Source organism: Pseudomonas cichorii (assembly GCF_015471405.1).
Classification (GTDB): Bacteria; Pseudomonadota; Gammaproteobacteria; order Pseudomonadales; family Pseudomonadaceae; genus Aquipseudomonas; species Aquipseudomonas serbiensis.
In genome coordinates this window covers 261,016-277,058 of record NZ_BLVZ01000008.1, presented here as the reverse complement: position 1 = coordinate 277,058, position 16,043 = coordinate 261,016, and the positions used below count along the sequence as shown (strand labels likewise).

The 16,043-nt window shown below is 57.7% G+C and carries 16 protein-coding genes; 10 read left to right on the top strand and 6 right to left on the bottom strand.

All coding sequences use genetic code 11. The features are described 5' to 3' along the window. Nucleotides 1-49: 49 nt before the first annotated feature. On the bottom strand, nucleotides 50-496 hold the full coding sequence (locus JL015_RS14905) for an acetyl-CoA sensor PanZ family protein (protein WP_201018980.1): 447 nt from the start codon (nucleotides 494-496) through the stop codon (nucleotides 50-52). 255 nt (nucleotides 497-751) lie between these two features. On the opposite strand from JL015_RS14905, the gene JL015_RS14900 reads away from it, so the two are divergent. Continuing rightward, on the top strand, nucleotides 752-2,413 hold the full coding sequence (locus JL015_RS14900; RefSeq protein WP_201004110.1) for an OFA family MFS transporter: 1,662 nt from the start codon (nucleotides 752-754) through the stop codon (nucleotides 2,411-2,413). 63 nt (nucleotides 2,414-2,476) lie between these two features. Here JL015_RS14900 and JL015_RS14895 read toward each other — a convergent pair whose 3' ends face one another. Continuing rightward, nucleotides 2,477-3,862 carry an amino acid permease gene (locus JL015_RS14895; protein ID WP_201018979.1) on the bottom strand — a complete coding sequence of 462 codons (1,386 nt, stop codon included), beginning with the start codon at nucleotides 3,860-3,862 and terminating at the stop codon, nucleotides 2,477-2,479. Between the two features lie 188 nt (nucleotides 3,863-4,050). Between JL015_RS14895 and JL015_RS14890 the strand changes: the two genes are divergently transcribed. From JL015_RS14890 to JL015_RS14850, 9 genes are all read left to right on the top strand, one after another. Further along, on the top strand, nucleotides 4,051-4,515 hold the full coding sequence (locus JL015_RS14890; protein ID WP_236124175.1) for an Lrp/AsnC family transcriptional regulator: 465 nt from the start codon (nucleotides 4,051-4,053) through the stop codon (nucleotides 4,513-4,515). Nucleotides 4,516-4,726: 211 nt separating this feature from the next. Next, nucleotides 4,727-5,350, top strand: a complete 624-nt coding sequence (locus tag JL015_RS14885) for a YitT family protein (RefSeq protein WP_201018978.1) — start codon at nucleotides 4,727-4,729, stop codon at nucleotides 5,348-5,350. 26 nt (nucleotides 5,351-5,376) lie between these two features. Then, nucleotides 5,377-6,585 (top strand): amino acid aminotransferase, encoded by a 1,209-nt coding sequence (locus JL015_RS14880; RefSeq protein WP_201018977.1) that lies wholly within the window; start codon nucleotides 5,377-5,379, stop codon nucleotides 6,583-6,585. Nucleotides 6,586-6,760: 175 nt separating this feature from the next. After that, on the top strand, nucleotides 6,761-7,354 hold the full coding sequence (hisB, locus tag JL015_RS14875; RefSeq protein ID WP_025262442.1) for an imidazoleglycerol-phosphate dehydratase HisB: 594 nt from the start codon (nucleotides 6,761-6,763) through the stop codon (nucleotides 7,352-7,354). After that, nucleotides 7,354-7,992, top strand: a complete 639-nt coding sequence (gene hisH / locus JL015_RS14870; RefSeq protein WP_201018976.1) for an imidazole glycerol phosphate synthase subunit HisH — start codon at nucleotides 7,354-7,356, stop codon at nucleotides 7,990-7,992. Before hisB ends, hisH begins: the two co-directional genes overlap by 1 nt. A 5-nt stretch (nucleotides 7,993-7,997) precedes the next feature. Beyond that, the gene (locus JL015_RS14865; RefSeq protein ID WP_201018975.1) at nucleotides 7,998-8,261 is read left to right on the top strand and encodes a DUF2164 domain-containing protein; all 264 of its coding nucleotides are present in this window, start codon (nucleotides 7,998-8,000) and stop codon (nucleotides 8,259-8,261) included. An 84-nt stretch (nucleotides 8,262-8,345) separates the two neighbouring features. After that, nucleotides 8,346-9,089, top strand: a complete 744-nt coding sequence (hisA, locus tag JL015_RS14860; protein ID WP_201018974.1) for a 1-(5-phosphoribosyl)-5-[(5-phosphoribosylamino)methylideneamino]imidazole-4-carboxamide isomerase — start codon at nucleotides 8,346-8,348, stop codon at nucleotides 9,087-9,089. 86 nt (nucleotides 9,090-9,175) lie between these two features. Then, nucleotides 9,176-9,946, top strand: coding sequence for an imidazole glycerol phosphate synthase subunit HisF (hisF, locus tag JL015_RS14855; RefSeq protein WP_201004097.1), 771 nt, complete (start codon nucleotides 9,176-9,178; stop codon nucleotides 9,944-9,946). Nucleotides 9,947-10,089: 143 nt separating this feature from the next. Further along, nucleotides 10,090-10,845, top strand: a complete 756-nt coding sequence (locus JL015_RS14850; protein ID WP_201018973.1) for a substrate-binding periplasmic protein — start codon at nucleotides 10,090-10,092, stop codon at nucleotides 10,843-10,845. Nucleotides 10,846-10,849: 4 nt separating this feature from the next. Here the strand turns inward: JL015_RS14850 and JL015_RS14845 are convergent, their stop codons facing one another. The 4 genes from JL015_RS14845 to JL015_RS14830 form a co-directional block, all read right to left on the bottom strand. Next, the gene (locus tag JL015_RS14845; protein ID WP_201018972.1) at nucleotides 10,850-12,346 is read right to left on the bottom strand and encodes a trypsin-like serine peptidase; all 1,497 of its coding nucleotides are present in this window, start codon (nucleotides 12,344-12,346) and stop codon (nucleotides 10,850-10,852) included. A 142-nt stretch (nucleotides 12,347-12,488) separates the two neighbouring features. Continuing rightward, the gene (locus JL015_RS14840; protein WP_201018971.1) at nucleotides 12,489-13,271 is read right to left on the bottom strand and encodes a divergent polysaccharide deacetylase family protein; all 783 of its coding nucleotides are present in this window, start codon (nucleotides 13,269-13,271) and stop codon (nucleotides 12,489-12,491) included. A gap of 3 nt (nucleotides 13,272-13,274) precedes the next feature. After that, nucleotides 13,275-14,603, bottom strand: a complete 1,329-nt coding sequence (locus tag JL015_RS14835) for a S41 family peptidase (RefSeq protein WP_201004089.1) — start codon at nucleotides 14,601-14,603, stop codon at nucleotides 13,275-13,277. Between the two features lie 33 nt (nucleotides 14,604-14,636). Next, a complete protein-coding gene (locus tag JL015_RS14830) occupies nucleotides 14,637-15,929 on the bottom strand; it encodes a murein hydrolase activator EnvC family protein (RefSeq protein WP_201018970.1) in 1,293 nt (430 codons plus the stop codon). Between the last annotated feature and the right edge of the window lie 114 nt (nucleotides 15,930-16,043).

Genomic DNA, 16,043 nt, shown 5'->3' with positions numbered 1-16,043 from the left:
GAGTCCTTGTTATCGATCGTTCAAAAAATAGCCCACGAGTATACCGCTCTCACGAGTGTCGGGGGCTTTGGATGCCTTGGGCTGCTGCGCGGGTAGGATTTGCGATTTCCAGCGGCACGTTGAGCTTGGCCGCAAGGGCCAGGACTTCAGGAAGCTCGGCGGTTGTCTGCAAGCGTAGTTCGCAACCTGCATCCCTGGCCGATTTCTGTGCATGAGCCACAAGGCGCTCGGCAACGCCACGTCGACGGGTGAGTGCGCGCACGCAAAGATGCGACAGCCGCCAGATGTCGCCGGTCTGTTCCAGGCGTGCCGCGCCCAGTAACCGGTCGTTGAAGCGTCCCGCCAGAAGTGTTCCGTCACTCAGCGTTGTTTCAATCAATTGCGCCGCATCGGTGAAGGGCGAAAACAGCCATTGCGGGGCGTCGCGATATATCTTTTGCAGGTCTTCCTGATCCTGATAAGTGGGGGAATTAATAATCCCAACTAAGACCGGCATTCTATTTCCTCTGTTCGTAATTGATTGTGTCTATTACTTCATAGATGGCATGGATTGGGTAAGTAATTAATTGATGTAACACGATACTTACGGCCCTTGGTAAGTGTTAGTCTCTCGCCATCGCTGGTCAGGTGCGGCTTTTTGCCACGTCTCTGGAACTTCCGCCGATAAAACAGTCATGGCCGTCTGGCATGGAGACTGTGGGCGGACCAGCGCATAAGTCCTGCGAGCATTACACATCTGGGGGTAATCACAATGAGCACAAGTACAGCTTTGGGCGGCGCTACCGCTCAACCTGCGTTCTTGTCCAAGGAACGCATCATCGCCAAGCCCGGCTTCAACCGCTGGCTGGTCCCGCCTGCTGCTTTGGCAATCCACCTTTGTATCGGTATGGCTTACGGCTTCTCGGTATTCTGGTTGCCGCTTTCCAAAGCCATCGGCATCTCGGCACCCGTTGCCTGTACACCTGACATGGGCTTCTTTGCACAGATCTTCTCGTCGACCTGTGACTGGCAGATCTCCATGCTGGGCTGGATCTACACACTGTTCTTCATCTTCCTGGGCTGCTCGGCTGCCATCTGGGGTGGCTGGCTTGAACACGCAGGCCCACGCAAGGCCGGTGTGGTTTCGGCTCTGTGCTGGTGTGGCGGTCTGCTGATTTCCGCACTCGGAATCTACACTCACCAGATCTGGCTGATGTGGCTCGGTTCCGGTGTGATCGGTGGTATCGGTCTGGGGCTTGGCTATATCTCCCCTGTTTCGACGCTGATCAAGTGGTTCCCGGACAAGCGCGGCATGGCGACCGGCATGGCGATCATGGGCTTCGGTGGCGGCGCGATGGTGGGTGCTCCTCTGGCAACCGCTCTGATGGGCTACTTTGCTACCGCTGAAAGCGTTGGTGTATGGCAGAGCTTCGTCGTGATGGCGGTGATCTACTTCATCTTCATGCTTGGCGGCGCACTGGGCTATCGCGTTCCTCCGACTGGCTGGAAACCTGAAGGCTGGACCGCTCCTGCCAAGAAAGCCAGCAATGCGATGATCACCAATCGTCACGTACACGTCAGCGTGGCCTGGAAAACTCCGCAATTCCGTCTGGTATGGCTGGTGCTGTGCCTGAACGTTTCGGCGGGTATCGGTATTCTGGGCATGGCTTCGCCACTGTTGCAGGAAGTGTTCGCCGGCAAGTTGCTGGGTAATGATCTGACTTTCAGCCAGCTCAATGCCGATCAACTGAAAGCAATCGCTGCCATCGCGGCAGGCTTTACCGGTCTGTTGAGCCTGTTCAACATCGGTGGTCGTTTCTTCTGGGCATCGTGCTCTGACTACATTGGTCGCAAGGCAACTTACTTCGTGTTCTTTGCCCTGGGCTTCGTGCTGTATGCATCGGTTCCGACCCTGAGCCACATTGGCAGCATCGCACTGTTCGTGGGTGCCTTCTGTATCGTGCTGTCGATGTACGGCGGTGGCTTCGCGACTGTTCCGGCTTACCTGGCTGACCTGTTCGGTACGCAAATGGTGGGTGCAATCCACGGTCGTCTGCTGACTGCATGGGCTGCTGCCGGTGTACTGGGTCCGGTACTGGTCAACTACCTGCGTGAATATCAGCTCAGCCACGGCGTTGCCCGCGCTGCTGCCTACGACATCACGCTGTACATCCTGGCTGGCATGCTGGTTCTGGGCTTCATCTGCAACCTGTTGATTCGCCCGGTTGCCGACAAGTACTTCATGACTGACGCCGAACTGGCTGCTGAACAGGCAATCGGTCATGACAAGGGCGCTGCTGCAACCACTTCTCTGGAGTGGAAGGCGTCTGAAGGCAGCAAGCCATTTGTTATCCTGGCCTGGCTGGCTGTTGGTATTCCTCTGGCGTGGGGCGTGTGGGTCACCCTGCAAAAGACTGCCGTACTGTTCCACTAAAACAGTCGGGCAAAAAGAAAGCGCTTGCACAGGACGTGCAAGCGCTTTTTTTATGGCCTGTTTTTATCGGGTGGCCGATTTATCCGCGAAGGTTGCAGGTGTGTTGCGGGTCTTGATGGCGTAAGCCACACCCAGCGCGATCAGCCAGAACGGCAGTATGTACACCGAGATGCTGATGCCCGGTGTGAACAGCATGATTGCCAGAATGCCGAACAGGAAGACCAGGCAGATGTAGTTGGTGGCTGGATAGCCCCAGCTTTTGAAAAGCGTGGTTTCGTTGGCCTGACGCTTGGCGCTGCGGAACTTGAGATGGGTAATGGTGATGATGACCCAGTTGAGCACCAGGGCCGACACCACCAGCGCCATCAGCAATTTAAAGGCCTGCTCCGGTACCAGATAGTTGATCAGTACGCACATGCCGGTAGAGATTGCCGAGATCGCCAGAGCATTGACCGGTACGCCGCGGGCATTGACCTTGAGCATCGCCTTGGGCGCATTGCCCTGTTTGGCCAGGCCGAACATCATCCGGCTATTGCTGTAGACGCAACTGTTATAGACCGACAGCGCAGCCGTCAGGACCACGACGTTCAGTACGGTCGCAACGATGTTACTGTCCATTGCATGGAAGATCATGACGAAGGGGCTGCCACCGGCACCCACTTTCTGCCATGGGTACAGGCACAGCAGAACGGCCAGTGCGCCTACATAGAAGAGAAGAATGCGGTAGATCACCTGATTGGTGGCGCGGGGAATGCTGCGCTGAGGGTCTTGCGCTTCGGCAGCGGTGATACCGATCAGCTCCAGGCCGCCAAATGAAAACATGATGAAGGCCATGGCCATCACCAGCCCGCCGATGCCATTGGGGAAGAATCCGCCGTATTGCCACAGATTGGCGACAGCAGCGTCAGGCCCGCCATTGCCGCTGGCCAGCAGATAGGCGCCGAAGACGATCATGCTGATGATCGCGACCACTTTGATGATGGAGAACCAGAACTCCATTTCCCCATAGAGCTTGACGCTGCTGAGGTTGATCAGGTTGATGATCACGAAGAAGATTGCTGCCGAAACCCAGGTGGGGACTTCCGGCCACCAATACTGAACGTACACGCCGACCGCTGTCAGTTCGGCCATCCCGACCAGCACGTACAGGACCCAGTAGTTCCAGCCGGACATGAAGCCTGCAAAGCTGCCCCAGTATTTATTGGCGAAGTGACTGAAGGTTCCTGCGACCGGCTCCTCGACCACCATCTCGCCGAGCTGGCGCATGATGAAAAAGGCGATCATGCCTGCAATCGCATAACCCAGAAGCACCGAAGGGCCAGCCATGTTGATGGTATGAGCAATTCCTAGAAACAACCCCGTACCAATCGCGCCACCCAGCGCGATCAGTTGGATATGCCGATTCTTCAATCCCCGATGCAATTGATCGGGCGGCGTTGATTGGGTCATTGAAAATCCCTGCAAGTATTGATTACGGATCGGCTGGTTGGCCATCTTGGCTTTACGATTGGGCTCGATTGCAAGACAGGTGCCATCTCTATTGTGGTCTGGTGATGCACTTCGGGTTGTCGCTGTTGATGCTTTGAAACTGATAGGCTTCCCGGCCTGGAACTCTTTGGTACGAGCGATTGCCCTCAATGAAAATGAATGAAATCGACGACTTCGACTTGAAGATCCTGACCCTGCTTCAGGCCAATGGTCGCTTGACCAACCAGGAGCTTAGTGACCTGGTCGGGCTTTCGGCATCGCAATGCTCTCGTCGCAGAATCAGTCTGGAGCAGGGTCATCTGATCCTTGGCTACCATGCCCGTGTCGCCCCGCAGGCCATGAGCCGCGCGGTGCTGGCAATGATCGAAGTCCGTCTGGTCAGCCACAGCACTGAATACCGGGAGATATTCCAGGCGTTGGTTGCAGACCTCAGTTCGATCATCGACGCCTATAAGACGACGGGGGATGCGGATTATACGCTCAAGGTTGCTGTTGCAGACCTCGATAGTCTCAATCGCCTGATGGAGTGTATTACTGCAAGCGACAGTGTTGCGCATATCAAGACGGCTGTTGTTCTGGAGCGCCTCAAGGAAAACAGTGTTGTGACAGTGTAAGTCGATGCACTGTAATGGCACATAATTAATATTTGTGTGCGCAAATGATGCATATGTTTTGTTGTTATCGTTACTTGTGTGCGTGTAAATGTATTTATTGGCTAACATCGGTCTCTTTGTGTAGGATTTGCGCTCATATCGTGAGTTGCCATGGCGTTGCTGGATAAAGAGCGCTGTCATTCACCCTCATCGACCATGCCTGAGCGCCATAATGACCACCCACACCGCCACTCCCAACAGTCTTGCTACCCGTCATTCGGCCCAGGAAGACGTATTTGCCCTCGTTATTGCCACTATCCTGATCTCCTTCAGCGTACTGATGCTGCGCCAGGCTGGCGTCATGACGGGCGGCACGGCGGGTATTGCACTGTTTTTCCACTACACCTTTGCTGTGCCTTTCGGCGTTGCGTTCTTCACCCTCAACCTGCCGTTCTATTACCTGTCCTTCCGTCGGATGGGCTGGTTGTTCACGCTCAAGACCTTCTGTGCAGTAGGGCTGGTATCCTTCTTCTCCGATCAGCATGGCCTGTTCATCCATATCGATCAGTTGCAGCCTTTTTATGCCTCCGTGCTGGGTAACCTGATTCTGGGCGTGGGCTTCCTGATTCTGTTCAGGCACCGGGCCAGCCTGGGAGGCGTGAATATTCTTGCGCTGTACCTTCAGGAAAAATATGGTTTCAAGGCTGGCTGGTTGCAGATGGGCGTGGATATTTGCGTGCTTATCGCCTCCCTGACGTTCATCAGCCTGCCGACTCTGGTAGCTTCCATTGCTGGTGCCGTGCTGCTGAATTTCATCATTGCGCAAAATCACAGATCCGACCGCTATTCGGCCTGATTCATTAATTAGAGGAGTTGTTCCGCATGCTAGCCCACGTAGAGTCATACGCCGGAGATCCGATTCTTTCGCTGATGGAAACCTTTCAGAAGGACCCGCGTGAAGACAAGGTCAATCTCAGTATCGGTCTGTACTATGACGCTCAAGGGCTCATTCCGCCTCTGGCCGCCGCTGTCAGCGCCCTGCAGCAAGTGGCCGAGAGCGAGAAGGCAGCTTCTCTCTACCTGCCGATGGAAGGTCTGGCCCCTTACCGTCAGGCGGTGCAAACCCTGCTGTTCGGCACCGATCATCCGGCTGTGCTTGAAGGTCGTGTGGCGACCATCCAGACCGTTGGCGGCTCGGGCGCACTGAAAGTCGGTGCGGACTTCCTGAGGTATGCGTTCCCGGATTCCCAGGTCTGGGTCAGCGACCCTACGTGGGAAAATCACCACGCCTTGTTCGGTGGCGCGGGCTTCAAGGTCCACACCTATCCGTACTTCGATTCGCGCACCGGTGGCGTGGACTTCGAGGCCATGCTCGGCAAGCTGAAAACCTTGCCGGCACGCAGCATCGTGTTGCTGCACCCTTGCTGCCACAACCCGACAGGCGCCGACCTGTCGGTCGAGCAGTGGGACCTTGTGATCGAGCAGATCAAGAGCAGCCAGCTCATTCCGTTCCTCGATACGGCCTATCAAGGCTTCGGCAAAGGCATGGATGAAGATGCCTACGCGATCAGAGCGATGGCCAGCGCGGGTATCACCACGGTGATCAGCAACTCGTTCTCGAAAATCTTCTCGCTCTATGGCGAGCGAGTCGGCGGGTTGTCCATCGTCTGCGAAGACGTGGCTTCAGCCACCAATGTGCTGGGGCAGCTCAAGGCGACCGTTCGTCGCAACTATTCCAGCCCGCCTGCTCATGGCGCGTATGTCGTCTCCAAGGTGCTCAACACCCCGCAACTGCGCGACGAGTGGTTGAGTGAAGTGGAAGGCATGCGTCTGCGCATCATCGACATGCGTCAGAAGCTGGTGACGGCACTGGAGCAGAAAGTCCCGGGCCGTGATTTCAGTTTCATTCTTCGCCAGAGCGGAATGTTCAGCTACACCGGCCTGACGCCTGAGCAGGTCGATGAACTCCGTGAGAAGCATGGCGTTTATCTGGTGCGCAGTGGCCGTGTGTGCATGGCCGGGTTGAACGAGGCGAATATCGGCAAGTTCTGCGATGCGCTCGGCAGTCTGTTTACCGCAGCCGCTGCATAAAGCCATCCCGAGGCTGGTGTCAGCAGGCTTGAGGGGCGTGAAATCGTCGATTTTGCCCCCTCAAGCCCCATAAACAGCCATCATCTTGCCTTCCCCTCGTCTGTTTGCTTCATGCCGGCCGCATCTGGGCCTATAATGGTCACCTTTTTCGCCCAATGATTTTGCGGAGCTGGTGATGGCCGAACGTAAGGCATCCGTCGAGCGCAATACCCTGGAAACCCAGATCAAAGCCTCGATCAACCTGGATGGCACCGGAAAGGCCCGATTCGATATCGGTGTTCCTTTCCTTGAGCACATGCTCGACCAGATCGCCCGGCACGGGTTGATCGACCTTGATATCGAGTGCAAAGGCGACCTGGAAATCGACGACCACCATACAGTGGAAGACGTCGGTATCACCCTGGGCCAGGCATTCAGCCAGGCCATCGGTGATAAAAAGGGTATTCGTCGCTACGGCCATTCCTATGTGCCGCTCGATGAAGCCTTGTCGCGTGTGGTCATCGACTTCTCGGGTCGTCCTGGCCTGCAAATGCATGTGCCTTACACCCGCGCCGTGGTCGGCGGCTTTGACGTGGACCTGTTCCAGGAATTCTTCCAGGGCTTCGTCAACCACGCCAACGTGACCCTGCACATCGACAACCTGCGCGGCACCAACACTCACCACCAGATCGAAACCGTCTTCAAGGCATTCGGTCGCGCGCTGCGCATGGCGGTAGAGCTGGATGAGCGTATGGCCGGGCAGATGCCTTCGACCAAGGGTGTGCTCTGATGCAGACGGTTGCTGTCATCGATTACGGCATGGGCAACCTGCACTCGGTCGCCAAGGCGCTTGAGCATGTTGGCGCAGGCCGTGTGCAGATCACCAGCGATGCCAAAGTCATTCGCGAAGCCGACCGCATCGTGTTTCCGGGTGTGGGCGCGATCCGCGACTGCATGGCTGAAATCCGCCGCCTGGAGTTCGATTCGCTGGTGCGTGAAGTGAGCAAGGATCGTCCTTTCCTCGGCATTTGTGTCGGCATGCAGGCCTTGCTGGATCGCAGCGAAGAAAACAACGGCGTGGACTGCATCGGCATGTTCCCCGGCCAGGTGAAGTTCTTCGGCAAGGACCTGCAAGAGCAGGGCGAACACCTGAAAGTGCCGCACATGGGCTGGAACGAAGTGACCCAGGCGGTAGATCACCCGCTGTGGCACGACATTCCAGATCGGGCGCGCTTCTACTTTGTCCACAGCTTCTATATCCAGGCGGCCAACCCGCGTCAGGTCGTGGGCAGTGGGCATTACGGCGTCGATTTCGCCGCAGCCCTTGCGGACGGTTCGCGCTTTGCCGTGCAGTTCCATCCCGAGAAGAGCCATACCCATGGCCTGCAATTGCTGCAGAACTTCGTTGCCTGGGACGGTCGCTGGTAATCGCCATGAGTAAAGCCAGGACCAAGCCGCCGATTCTCACCCTCACTCCTGAGCAGGAGCAGCAGGCCATCGACAAGCTGAAGCGGTTGTTTTCGCAGCGCTTCGAAATGGAGCTGGGGTCGTTTGAAGTGGCCGAAGTGCTTGAGTTCTTTACCAGCGAGATTGCCCCGCACTATTACAATCGAGCGGTTTTCGATGCTCAGCAGCTCCTCAAGGAGCGGTTCGAGAGCATCGAAAGCGATCTGTGGGCGCTCGAAAAGAGCAGCTGAAAGCTTCAGGCTTCAAGCTGCAAGAATTGAATTTGATAGACACGCACGCTTGAAGCTTGCCGCTCTTTTGACGAAGGAAAAAGTATGCTGATTATTCCCGCGATCGACCTTAAAGACGGTGCCTGTGTACGTCTGCGCCAGGGCCGTATGGAAGATTCCACGGTGTTTTCCGATGATCCGGTAAGCATGGCTGCCAAGTGGGTCGACGGTGGTTGCCGCCGTCTGCATCTGGTCGACCTGAACGGTGCGTTTGAAGGTCAGCCGGTCAATGGCGAGGTTGTCACTGCCATTGCCAAGCGTTACCCGCAACTGCCGATCCAGATCGGTGGCGGTATTCGCTCGCTGGAAACCATCGAGCATTACGTCAAGGCGGGCGTGAGCTACGTCATCATCGGCACCAAGGCAGTCAAGGAACCCGAGTTCGTGGCTGAAGCCTGCCGTGCATTCCCAGGCAAAGTGATCGTTGGCCTGGACGCCAAGGATGGTTTCGTCGCCACCGACGGCTGGGCTGAAGTCAGCACCGTACAGGTCATCGATCTGGCCAAGCGTTTCGAGGCTGATGGCGTCTCGGCTATCGTTTATACCGACATCGCCAAAGACGGCATGATGCAGGGCTGCAACATCCCGTTCACCGCCGCGCTGGCCGCCGCGACCCGTATTCCGGTGATCGCTTCCGGTGGCATCCACAACCTGGGCGACATCAAGGCCCTGCTGGACGCCAAGGCCCCTGGCATCATCGGCGCCATCACCGGCCGTGCGATCTACGAAGGGACGCTGGACGTGGCTGAGGCGCAGGCGCTCTGTGATCTGGAGAGCCTCAAGCCATAAGCTGCAAGACGCAAGCTGAAGCAGATCTGCTTTGTCTTGCGGCTTGAAACTTGCCGCTTGCAACTGCTGTTATCGGAGATAACCCCATGGCTCTGGCCAAACGCATCATCCCTTGCCTGGACGTCGACAACGGTCGAGTGGTCAAGGGCGTCAAGTTCGAGAACATCCGCGATGCGGGCGATCCGGTGGAAATTGCTCGTCGCTACAACGAGCAAGGTGCTGACGAAATCACCTTTCTGGATATCACCGCCAGCGTCGATGGCCGTGATACCACGCTCCATACCGTCGAGCGCATGGCCAGCCAGGTGTTCATTCCGCTGACCGTCGGTGGCGGTGTGCGTACCGTTCAGGACATCCGCAACCTGTTGAACGCCGGTGCCGACAAGGTCTCGATCAACACGGCGGCAGTGTTCAACCCGGAGTTCGTCGGCGAAGCCGCTGCACGCTTCGGCTCGCAGTGCATCGTGGTCGCTATCGATGCCAAGAAGGTTTCCCTGCCGGGCGAAACTCCGCGCTGGGAAATCTTTACCCACGGTGGCCGCAAGCCGACCGGTCTGGACGCCGTGCAGTGGGCGAAAAAGATGGAAGACCTGGGCGCCGGTGAAATCCTCCTGACCAGCATGGACCAGGACGGCATGAAAAACGGTTTCGATCTGGGCGTTACCCGTGCGATCAGCGATGCGCTGGGGATTCCTGTGATTGCATCCGGTGGTGTCGGCAACCTTGAGCATCTGGCTGCCGGTGTCATTGAAGGGCATGCGAGTGCTGTTCTGGCGGCGAGCATCTTCCACTTTGGCGAATACACAGTGCCTGAAGCCAAGGCCTACATGGCCCAGCGCGGTATCGTCGTTCGCTGATGCACAGGCGGGCAAGTCCTTGCCCGCCTGCCATGAAGCTTCTGGTTTCAGGTATCTGAAAGCGACATTGCAAAGTGCCGAGCTAGACACTGTCATGGGATCACGGCACTCTGCACGGGTTTGTCATGATCGAGTGCCGAAATATGTTCAAACGTCTTTTTCTTGCACTGATCGGTGTCAGTACTCTTCTGAGTTTCAGCGCTCGGGGCAGTGACGCGCCGGCCTCTTCGATTGTTCTGCTGACCGAAAACTATCCGCCTTACAACATGGCGGTCGATGGCAAGAACTTCGCCCAGGAAAACAACCTCGATGGCATCGCTGTCGAGATCGTGCGCGAGATGTTCAAGCGCGCCGGTATCGGCTACAACCTGACCCTGCGTTTTCCTTGGGAGCGTATCTACAAGCTTGCGCTGGAGAAGCGCGGTTATGGCGTGTTCTCCACCGTCCGTACGCCCGAGCGGGAAAAACTATTCAAATGGGTTGGCCCCATCGGCCCGGTTGACTGGGTCCTGCTGGCTCGTGAGGACAGCACGATTGCCCTGACCGATCTGGAGCAGGCCAAGGCTTATCAGGTCGGCGCCTATAAAGGTGATGCGGTCGCCCAAAGCCTGACTCTCCAGGGCTTCAACCCTGTTTTGATGCTGCGTGATCAGGACAACGCCAGAAAACTGGTCAATGGCCAGATCGATCTGTGGGCCACCGCCGATCCTGTAGGCCGCTATCTGGCCAAGCAGGAAGGCATCACTGGTTTGAAGACGGTCTTGCGCTTCCATAAAGCCGAGTTGTTTCTGGCGTTGAACAAGGATACGTCCGACGACGTTGTCGCACGCCTGCAAAAGAAGCTGGATGAAATGCGCGCCGAAGGCTGGGTCGACAAGGTTCAGGCGCGCTATCAATAACGCCTCACTCGGTCACGGACACAATGTCCTCGCGCACGCTGGAGCGCTGGCCGTTGACATCATGGGCGTAGGTGCAGATTTTTATTGGCAGTGATTTCCTGCGCAGCACCAGATTGCTGCCCAAGAGCCTTTTGAAACCTTGCGGGTCGGCGCAGTCTGTTTTCGCGGGAGGGCCGATCTTCACGGTGTAGCGGTCAATCAGGCCACCGGAATCACGCAGCCAGTTGATCTCATAAGAACCGAACCGGTTCTTTTCGATATGCACTCGCGGCTCGCTTGTCGGGCCTGCTGCTTGCAACTCCACAGCCAGTGTCAGTGTGTTGCGCATCATGCCGTGGCTGGGTCGCTCATCGGCTGACGTTACCCCGACAATACATAGCCAGTTGATGCCGATCTGTCGGTCGACAGGGTCATCAATGCTGGCGTCCTGCGAGGCGATGGTGTGGCTGTAGCCCACCGGGTTTTCACATTGCAGTGGCGAATCGACCTTCTTGTAGCGATAGAAGGGTTTATCCACAGTGAATTTCAGATTCCATCCCGGATAAACCTCATTACCCTGTGCGTCCAGCCGCACTTTTACGTATTGCCTGGGTGGTTTTTCAAAGATGATCGAGTGTGCAGGAAATAGCCTGCACTGCTGGGGATCGGTGTTGAGCTCGCCGTCGATAAAGCATTCGTTCAGGCGGGTGACCGGGCTGCCAAAGTTACTGTCGGGCGCCTGTGGCGGGAAGCCGGGTGGAAACTCCATGCCACGCTCAATCGCAAAGCTCTCTGGTGATGGCTGGTTGGTGAGATTCAATACCGCGAACATTTCAAGGGTGTCACGGGTCAGCAAAGGGCTCCCGGATGAGCCCTTGGCGATGTCCTTGCACTGATTGCTGACCGTGTGGCGCCAGACCCAGGGCTGTTGCAGGATTTCCCCCGAAGACTGATGAACACATGCCGCCATGCGCAGATGGCCTGTGCCTATATAGAGAGGGGCGCCAATCGACAGGATATCGCGGCCATCTTCCGGCATCTGGTTGGTGAGCCTGAGTGGCTGGATGCCGTCAGCGATCAGTTCCCCGAGCGTCGGCTGCAACTCGACAATCGCCAGATCCACGCCTTGCATGCTGCTCCAGCGCACACGCTTCAGTGGATAGCTGTACACAGTGCTGTCAGTGAAAAAGTTGAACTCGACCGTGCCCTCGATTTCAGCATCGGTGATGATGAGCCCGTTGCGTCGGGAGATGCAGTGGCCATTGGTAAGCAGATAGGCAGGCGCTTCGACCGGGCTGCCGCTGCTGCGTGTATCGATTAACGTCGCAGTGCAGTGCGAACCTTTTCGGCTCTTGATGCGACCGATGCCGTTCCAGCGATTGTTCTGGCCGTCCGCGTTAAGCAGGACTCTGGACGGGGCAAGAGCAAGCAGGCCTTCGCCATGATCGTGGGCGGTGGCATGGCCGGGCAAGTACAGCAGGCTGACGATGCAGCACGCGGCAGTGAAAATGCTGAGATTCATGTTTCTTCCTTGATAACGACATGGAGATCAGTCCCTTTAATCGGGGGCTGACGCTGTTATCAAGGCAGTAACGGCGGGAGACATTTAAAGCAGGCGGAGCCTACAGCCAGTGTGGAAAAGTCGAAGCCGGTCAGGACGGGAATCAGCGGTACAAGCCATCTTTTCCGTGCCCGGCCATGGCTTTATTGCCCCTCTCGCTGATCATGTGGCGCAGCTCGATCCATTCGATGCCCTGCGCCTTGAGCCTGGGCAGTTCCCGCTCCAGGACATCCAGGGTTACAGGATAAGGATGGCCTATGACGACCACCGATCCTTGTTTGTGGGCCAGTTTGATCGCGATCTGCAATTGCCGGGTAATGGCATCGGCTGTGCGCTCATCGTCCAGGAATACATCGCGGGACACACTGGCCAGGCCGATACGTTGTGCCGCGGCTGCCGCAACGGTTTTGGCGCTGGTGCGGCTGTCGACAAAGAACATGTGCCGCCGCTGCAATTCTTCCATGAGCCAGGCCATGGCCACTGGTTCGCTGGTCATGCGGCTGCCCATGTGATTGTTGATGCCCGCCGCATAAGGCACCTTGAGCAGTGCTGCGCTCAGTCGGCTTTCAAGCTCCGGCAACGGCAGGCCGGGATGCCAGGCATACGGCCCGGTTGCCGGGTCCATTGGCATGTGCAGCATGACGGTCTTGCCGGCAGCGTGTGCCTGTCTGGCGAAGTCGGTGGCATGAGGCGTGTCGGGCATGATCGCCAACGTCACGGGGCCGGGCAGGGCAAGGGTGCGACTGTCACGCGCCGGGTTCTGGCCCAGATCGTCGATGATCAGGCTCAGATAGGCGGAGGACGGCCTGGCCTTCTCGCTGTCGGGTGCTGCATGGGCAACACCGATCAGCGAGAGGGCCAGCCACAGGCATGAGAGAAAACGCATGCCTTAGTTGCCGCGGGTGATACTCAGGCCTTTGAGCAGGCTGAGGGCCTGATTGAGCTGGTAGTCTTCATCCTGCAGACGGGCCTTGGCCGCTGCGCCGCCCTTGACGGTCGGCTTGTCGGCACCGCCGTTGCCATTACCCAGGTGACCGAGCAGGTCGGCTTCCTTGTAGTTCTCGCCGTCTGCTTCATTGGTGACCTTGGCGCGGCGCACAACGATGTCCGGGTTGATGCCCTGAGCCTGAATGGAGCGACCGTTAGGCGTGTAGTACAGCGCGGTAGTGATCTTCAGGGCGCGGTCGTTGTTCAGCGGCAGGACGGTCTGCACCGAGCCTTTGCCGAAACTGTCGGTGCCCATCAGGATGGCGCGTTTCTGGTCCTGCAGGGCGCCGGCGACAATCTCCGAGGCCGAGGCGCTGCCGCCGTTGATCAACACCACCAGAGGCGCGCCTTCGCTGGCGTCTGCCGGGTCGGCGGAGAAGCGCAGTTCGGAGTTGGCGATACGGCCCTTGGTGTAGACGATCAGGCCCTTGGTCAGGAAGTGATCCGCCACGGCAACCGCCGATTGCAGCACGCCGCCCGGGTTATTGCGCAGGTCGAGGATCAGACCGCTCATCTTCTTGCCGTTGTCCTTGCGCAGCTTGGCCAGCGCCTTGCCGACTTCATCGCCGGTCTTGACCTGGAACTGGGTGATGCGGATATAGCCGTAGCCGTTCTCCAGCATCTGCGCCTTGACGCTCTTGACCTGAATGGTGGCCCGCGCCAGCGTCACGTCGAATGGCGTGCCGCCATCGCGTACCAGCGTCAGGGTGATCTTTTCACCGATCTTGCCCCGCATCTTGTCGACCGCTTCCTGCATGGTCTGACCTTGGGTCGGTGCGCCGTTGATCTTGACGATCAGGTCGCCTGCCTCGATGCCCGCCTTGGAGGCCGGAGTGTCGTCAATGGGCGAAACCACTTTGACGAAACCGTCCTCGACGCCAACCTCTATGCCCAGGCCGCCGAACTCGCCGCTGGTGCTTTCCTGCAACTCCTGGAAGTCCTCTGGCCCGAGATAGGCCGAGTGCGGATCAAGATTGCTGAGCATGCCTTTGATGGCGTTTTCCAGTAGGGTCTTGTCGTCCACAGGTTCGACATAGGCGGCTTTGACCCGATCCATGACTTCGGCGAAGGTGCGCAGCTCATCGAGCGGCAGCGGCGCCTTGGCGTTGGCGGGCGCGACAGCTGCTGGCGCTGGTGCTGGCGTGGCTTTTTCGGCCGCTTGGGCCAGAGGCGAGCCAATAACGATGGCGATAGCCAGGGTCAGCGAGGTGAGGCGGGACAAATGCAGCATGTCTAACGAACTCCTACAGATATTGGGGCCGACTTATCCTTGAGTGCGGCACCATTGGGCTGGATCGCTTGGGCGACCCTGCTGACGAATAGCAAAATACAACGCTGATGTGTCTTGACCGCCGCTATTGCCTACGGTGGATATTGCCTCACCGGCCTTCACGATGTCGCCTGCCGACTTGAGCAGGCTCTGGTTGTGACCATACAGGCTCAGATATCCGTTGCCATGGTCGAGAATGACCAGAAGACCGGCGCCGCGCAACCAGTCAGCGAAAACCACGCGACCGCCATGCACGGCATGGACCTGGCTTCCGGCACCCGCGCTGATCATCACGCCGTCCCACTTGGTCCGCTCGTCATCTCCACGTGCTTCGCCGAAGCGGGCAAGCAATCGACCATCGACAGGCCATGGAAGTTTTCCCTTGGCTTCGGCAAAGGCGCCGCCATAAGACGCGCCAGAGCTGGAAACAAGTGCGCCGGGAGCTTTGACTGGGCGCCTGGGCGTGGGTTCATCAGTATTTCTGCTGCTGGCCGCACGCTGGCGTTGCTCTTCGGCTTCGCGGGCGGCAACCAGTGCTTTCTGCCTTGCTTCCTCGGCCTCACGCGCCTGACGGGCGAGGGTTTCCTCGATGGTCTTCAGCACTTTAGCCAGATCGGCCTGATCCTGCTGGCGCGCCTGGAGTTTCTGATCCCGCGCCTTGTAGTCCTGGTTGAGCTTGGCCAGCGCTTGCTGACGTTCCTGGCGTACTTTGGCCAGTTCTTCGCTCTGGCTGTCCAGGTTGCTTTTCTGAACCAGCAACTGTGCTTGCTGAAGGTCGATGTCTTTTTCGACACCGGCCAGCTGGCGCAGGGTTTCATTGAAGTTTTTCAACTGGGTCAGCCGAGCCTGGCTGATGTAGTCGTAATAGGTGAGGGTGCGGGCGAATTTCTCGGGGTTCTGCTGGTTGAGCAGCAGTTTCAGGTATTCCTGCCGGCCACTCTGATAGGCGGCGCGGGCCTGGATGGCGATCAGGCGTTGTTGCTCAGCGCGAGCGGTGTTGAGTTTTTTTTTCTCACTGTCGAGCCGCTGGAGCTCGGTTTCGGTCTTTTTTAGTTCCTTTTGCAGGACCTCGACCTGCTTTTCCAGCTTACCCATTTCGGTTTCGGTGGTGCGAAGGTCCTTCTGGACGCCCGCTTTCTCTTCCTGAAGCTTGTTCAGGACTTTCTGCAGCTCGGCAACATCCTGACGCGCAGCGTCGATCTGTTTTTGGGTTTGCGCACGCTCATCATCGGCGAACGCCGGATTGAGCAGGCAAATCAGAACAAGGGCAATCAAGGCGCGGAGCATGAGGGTGGGCGATACCGAGGAATTGTGAGAAAAAATGACAGGCCTAGTATGCCCGCCATACGGCACAAAAAAAACGCCCCGCAGCCACTGCTTTGGGGCCTGATACATAAAAAA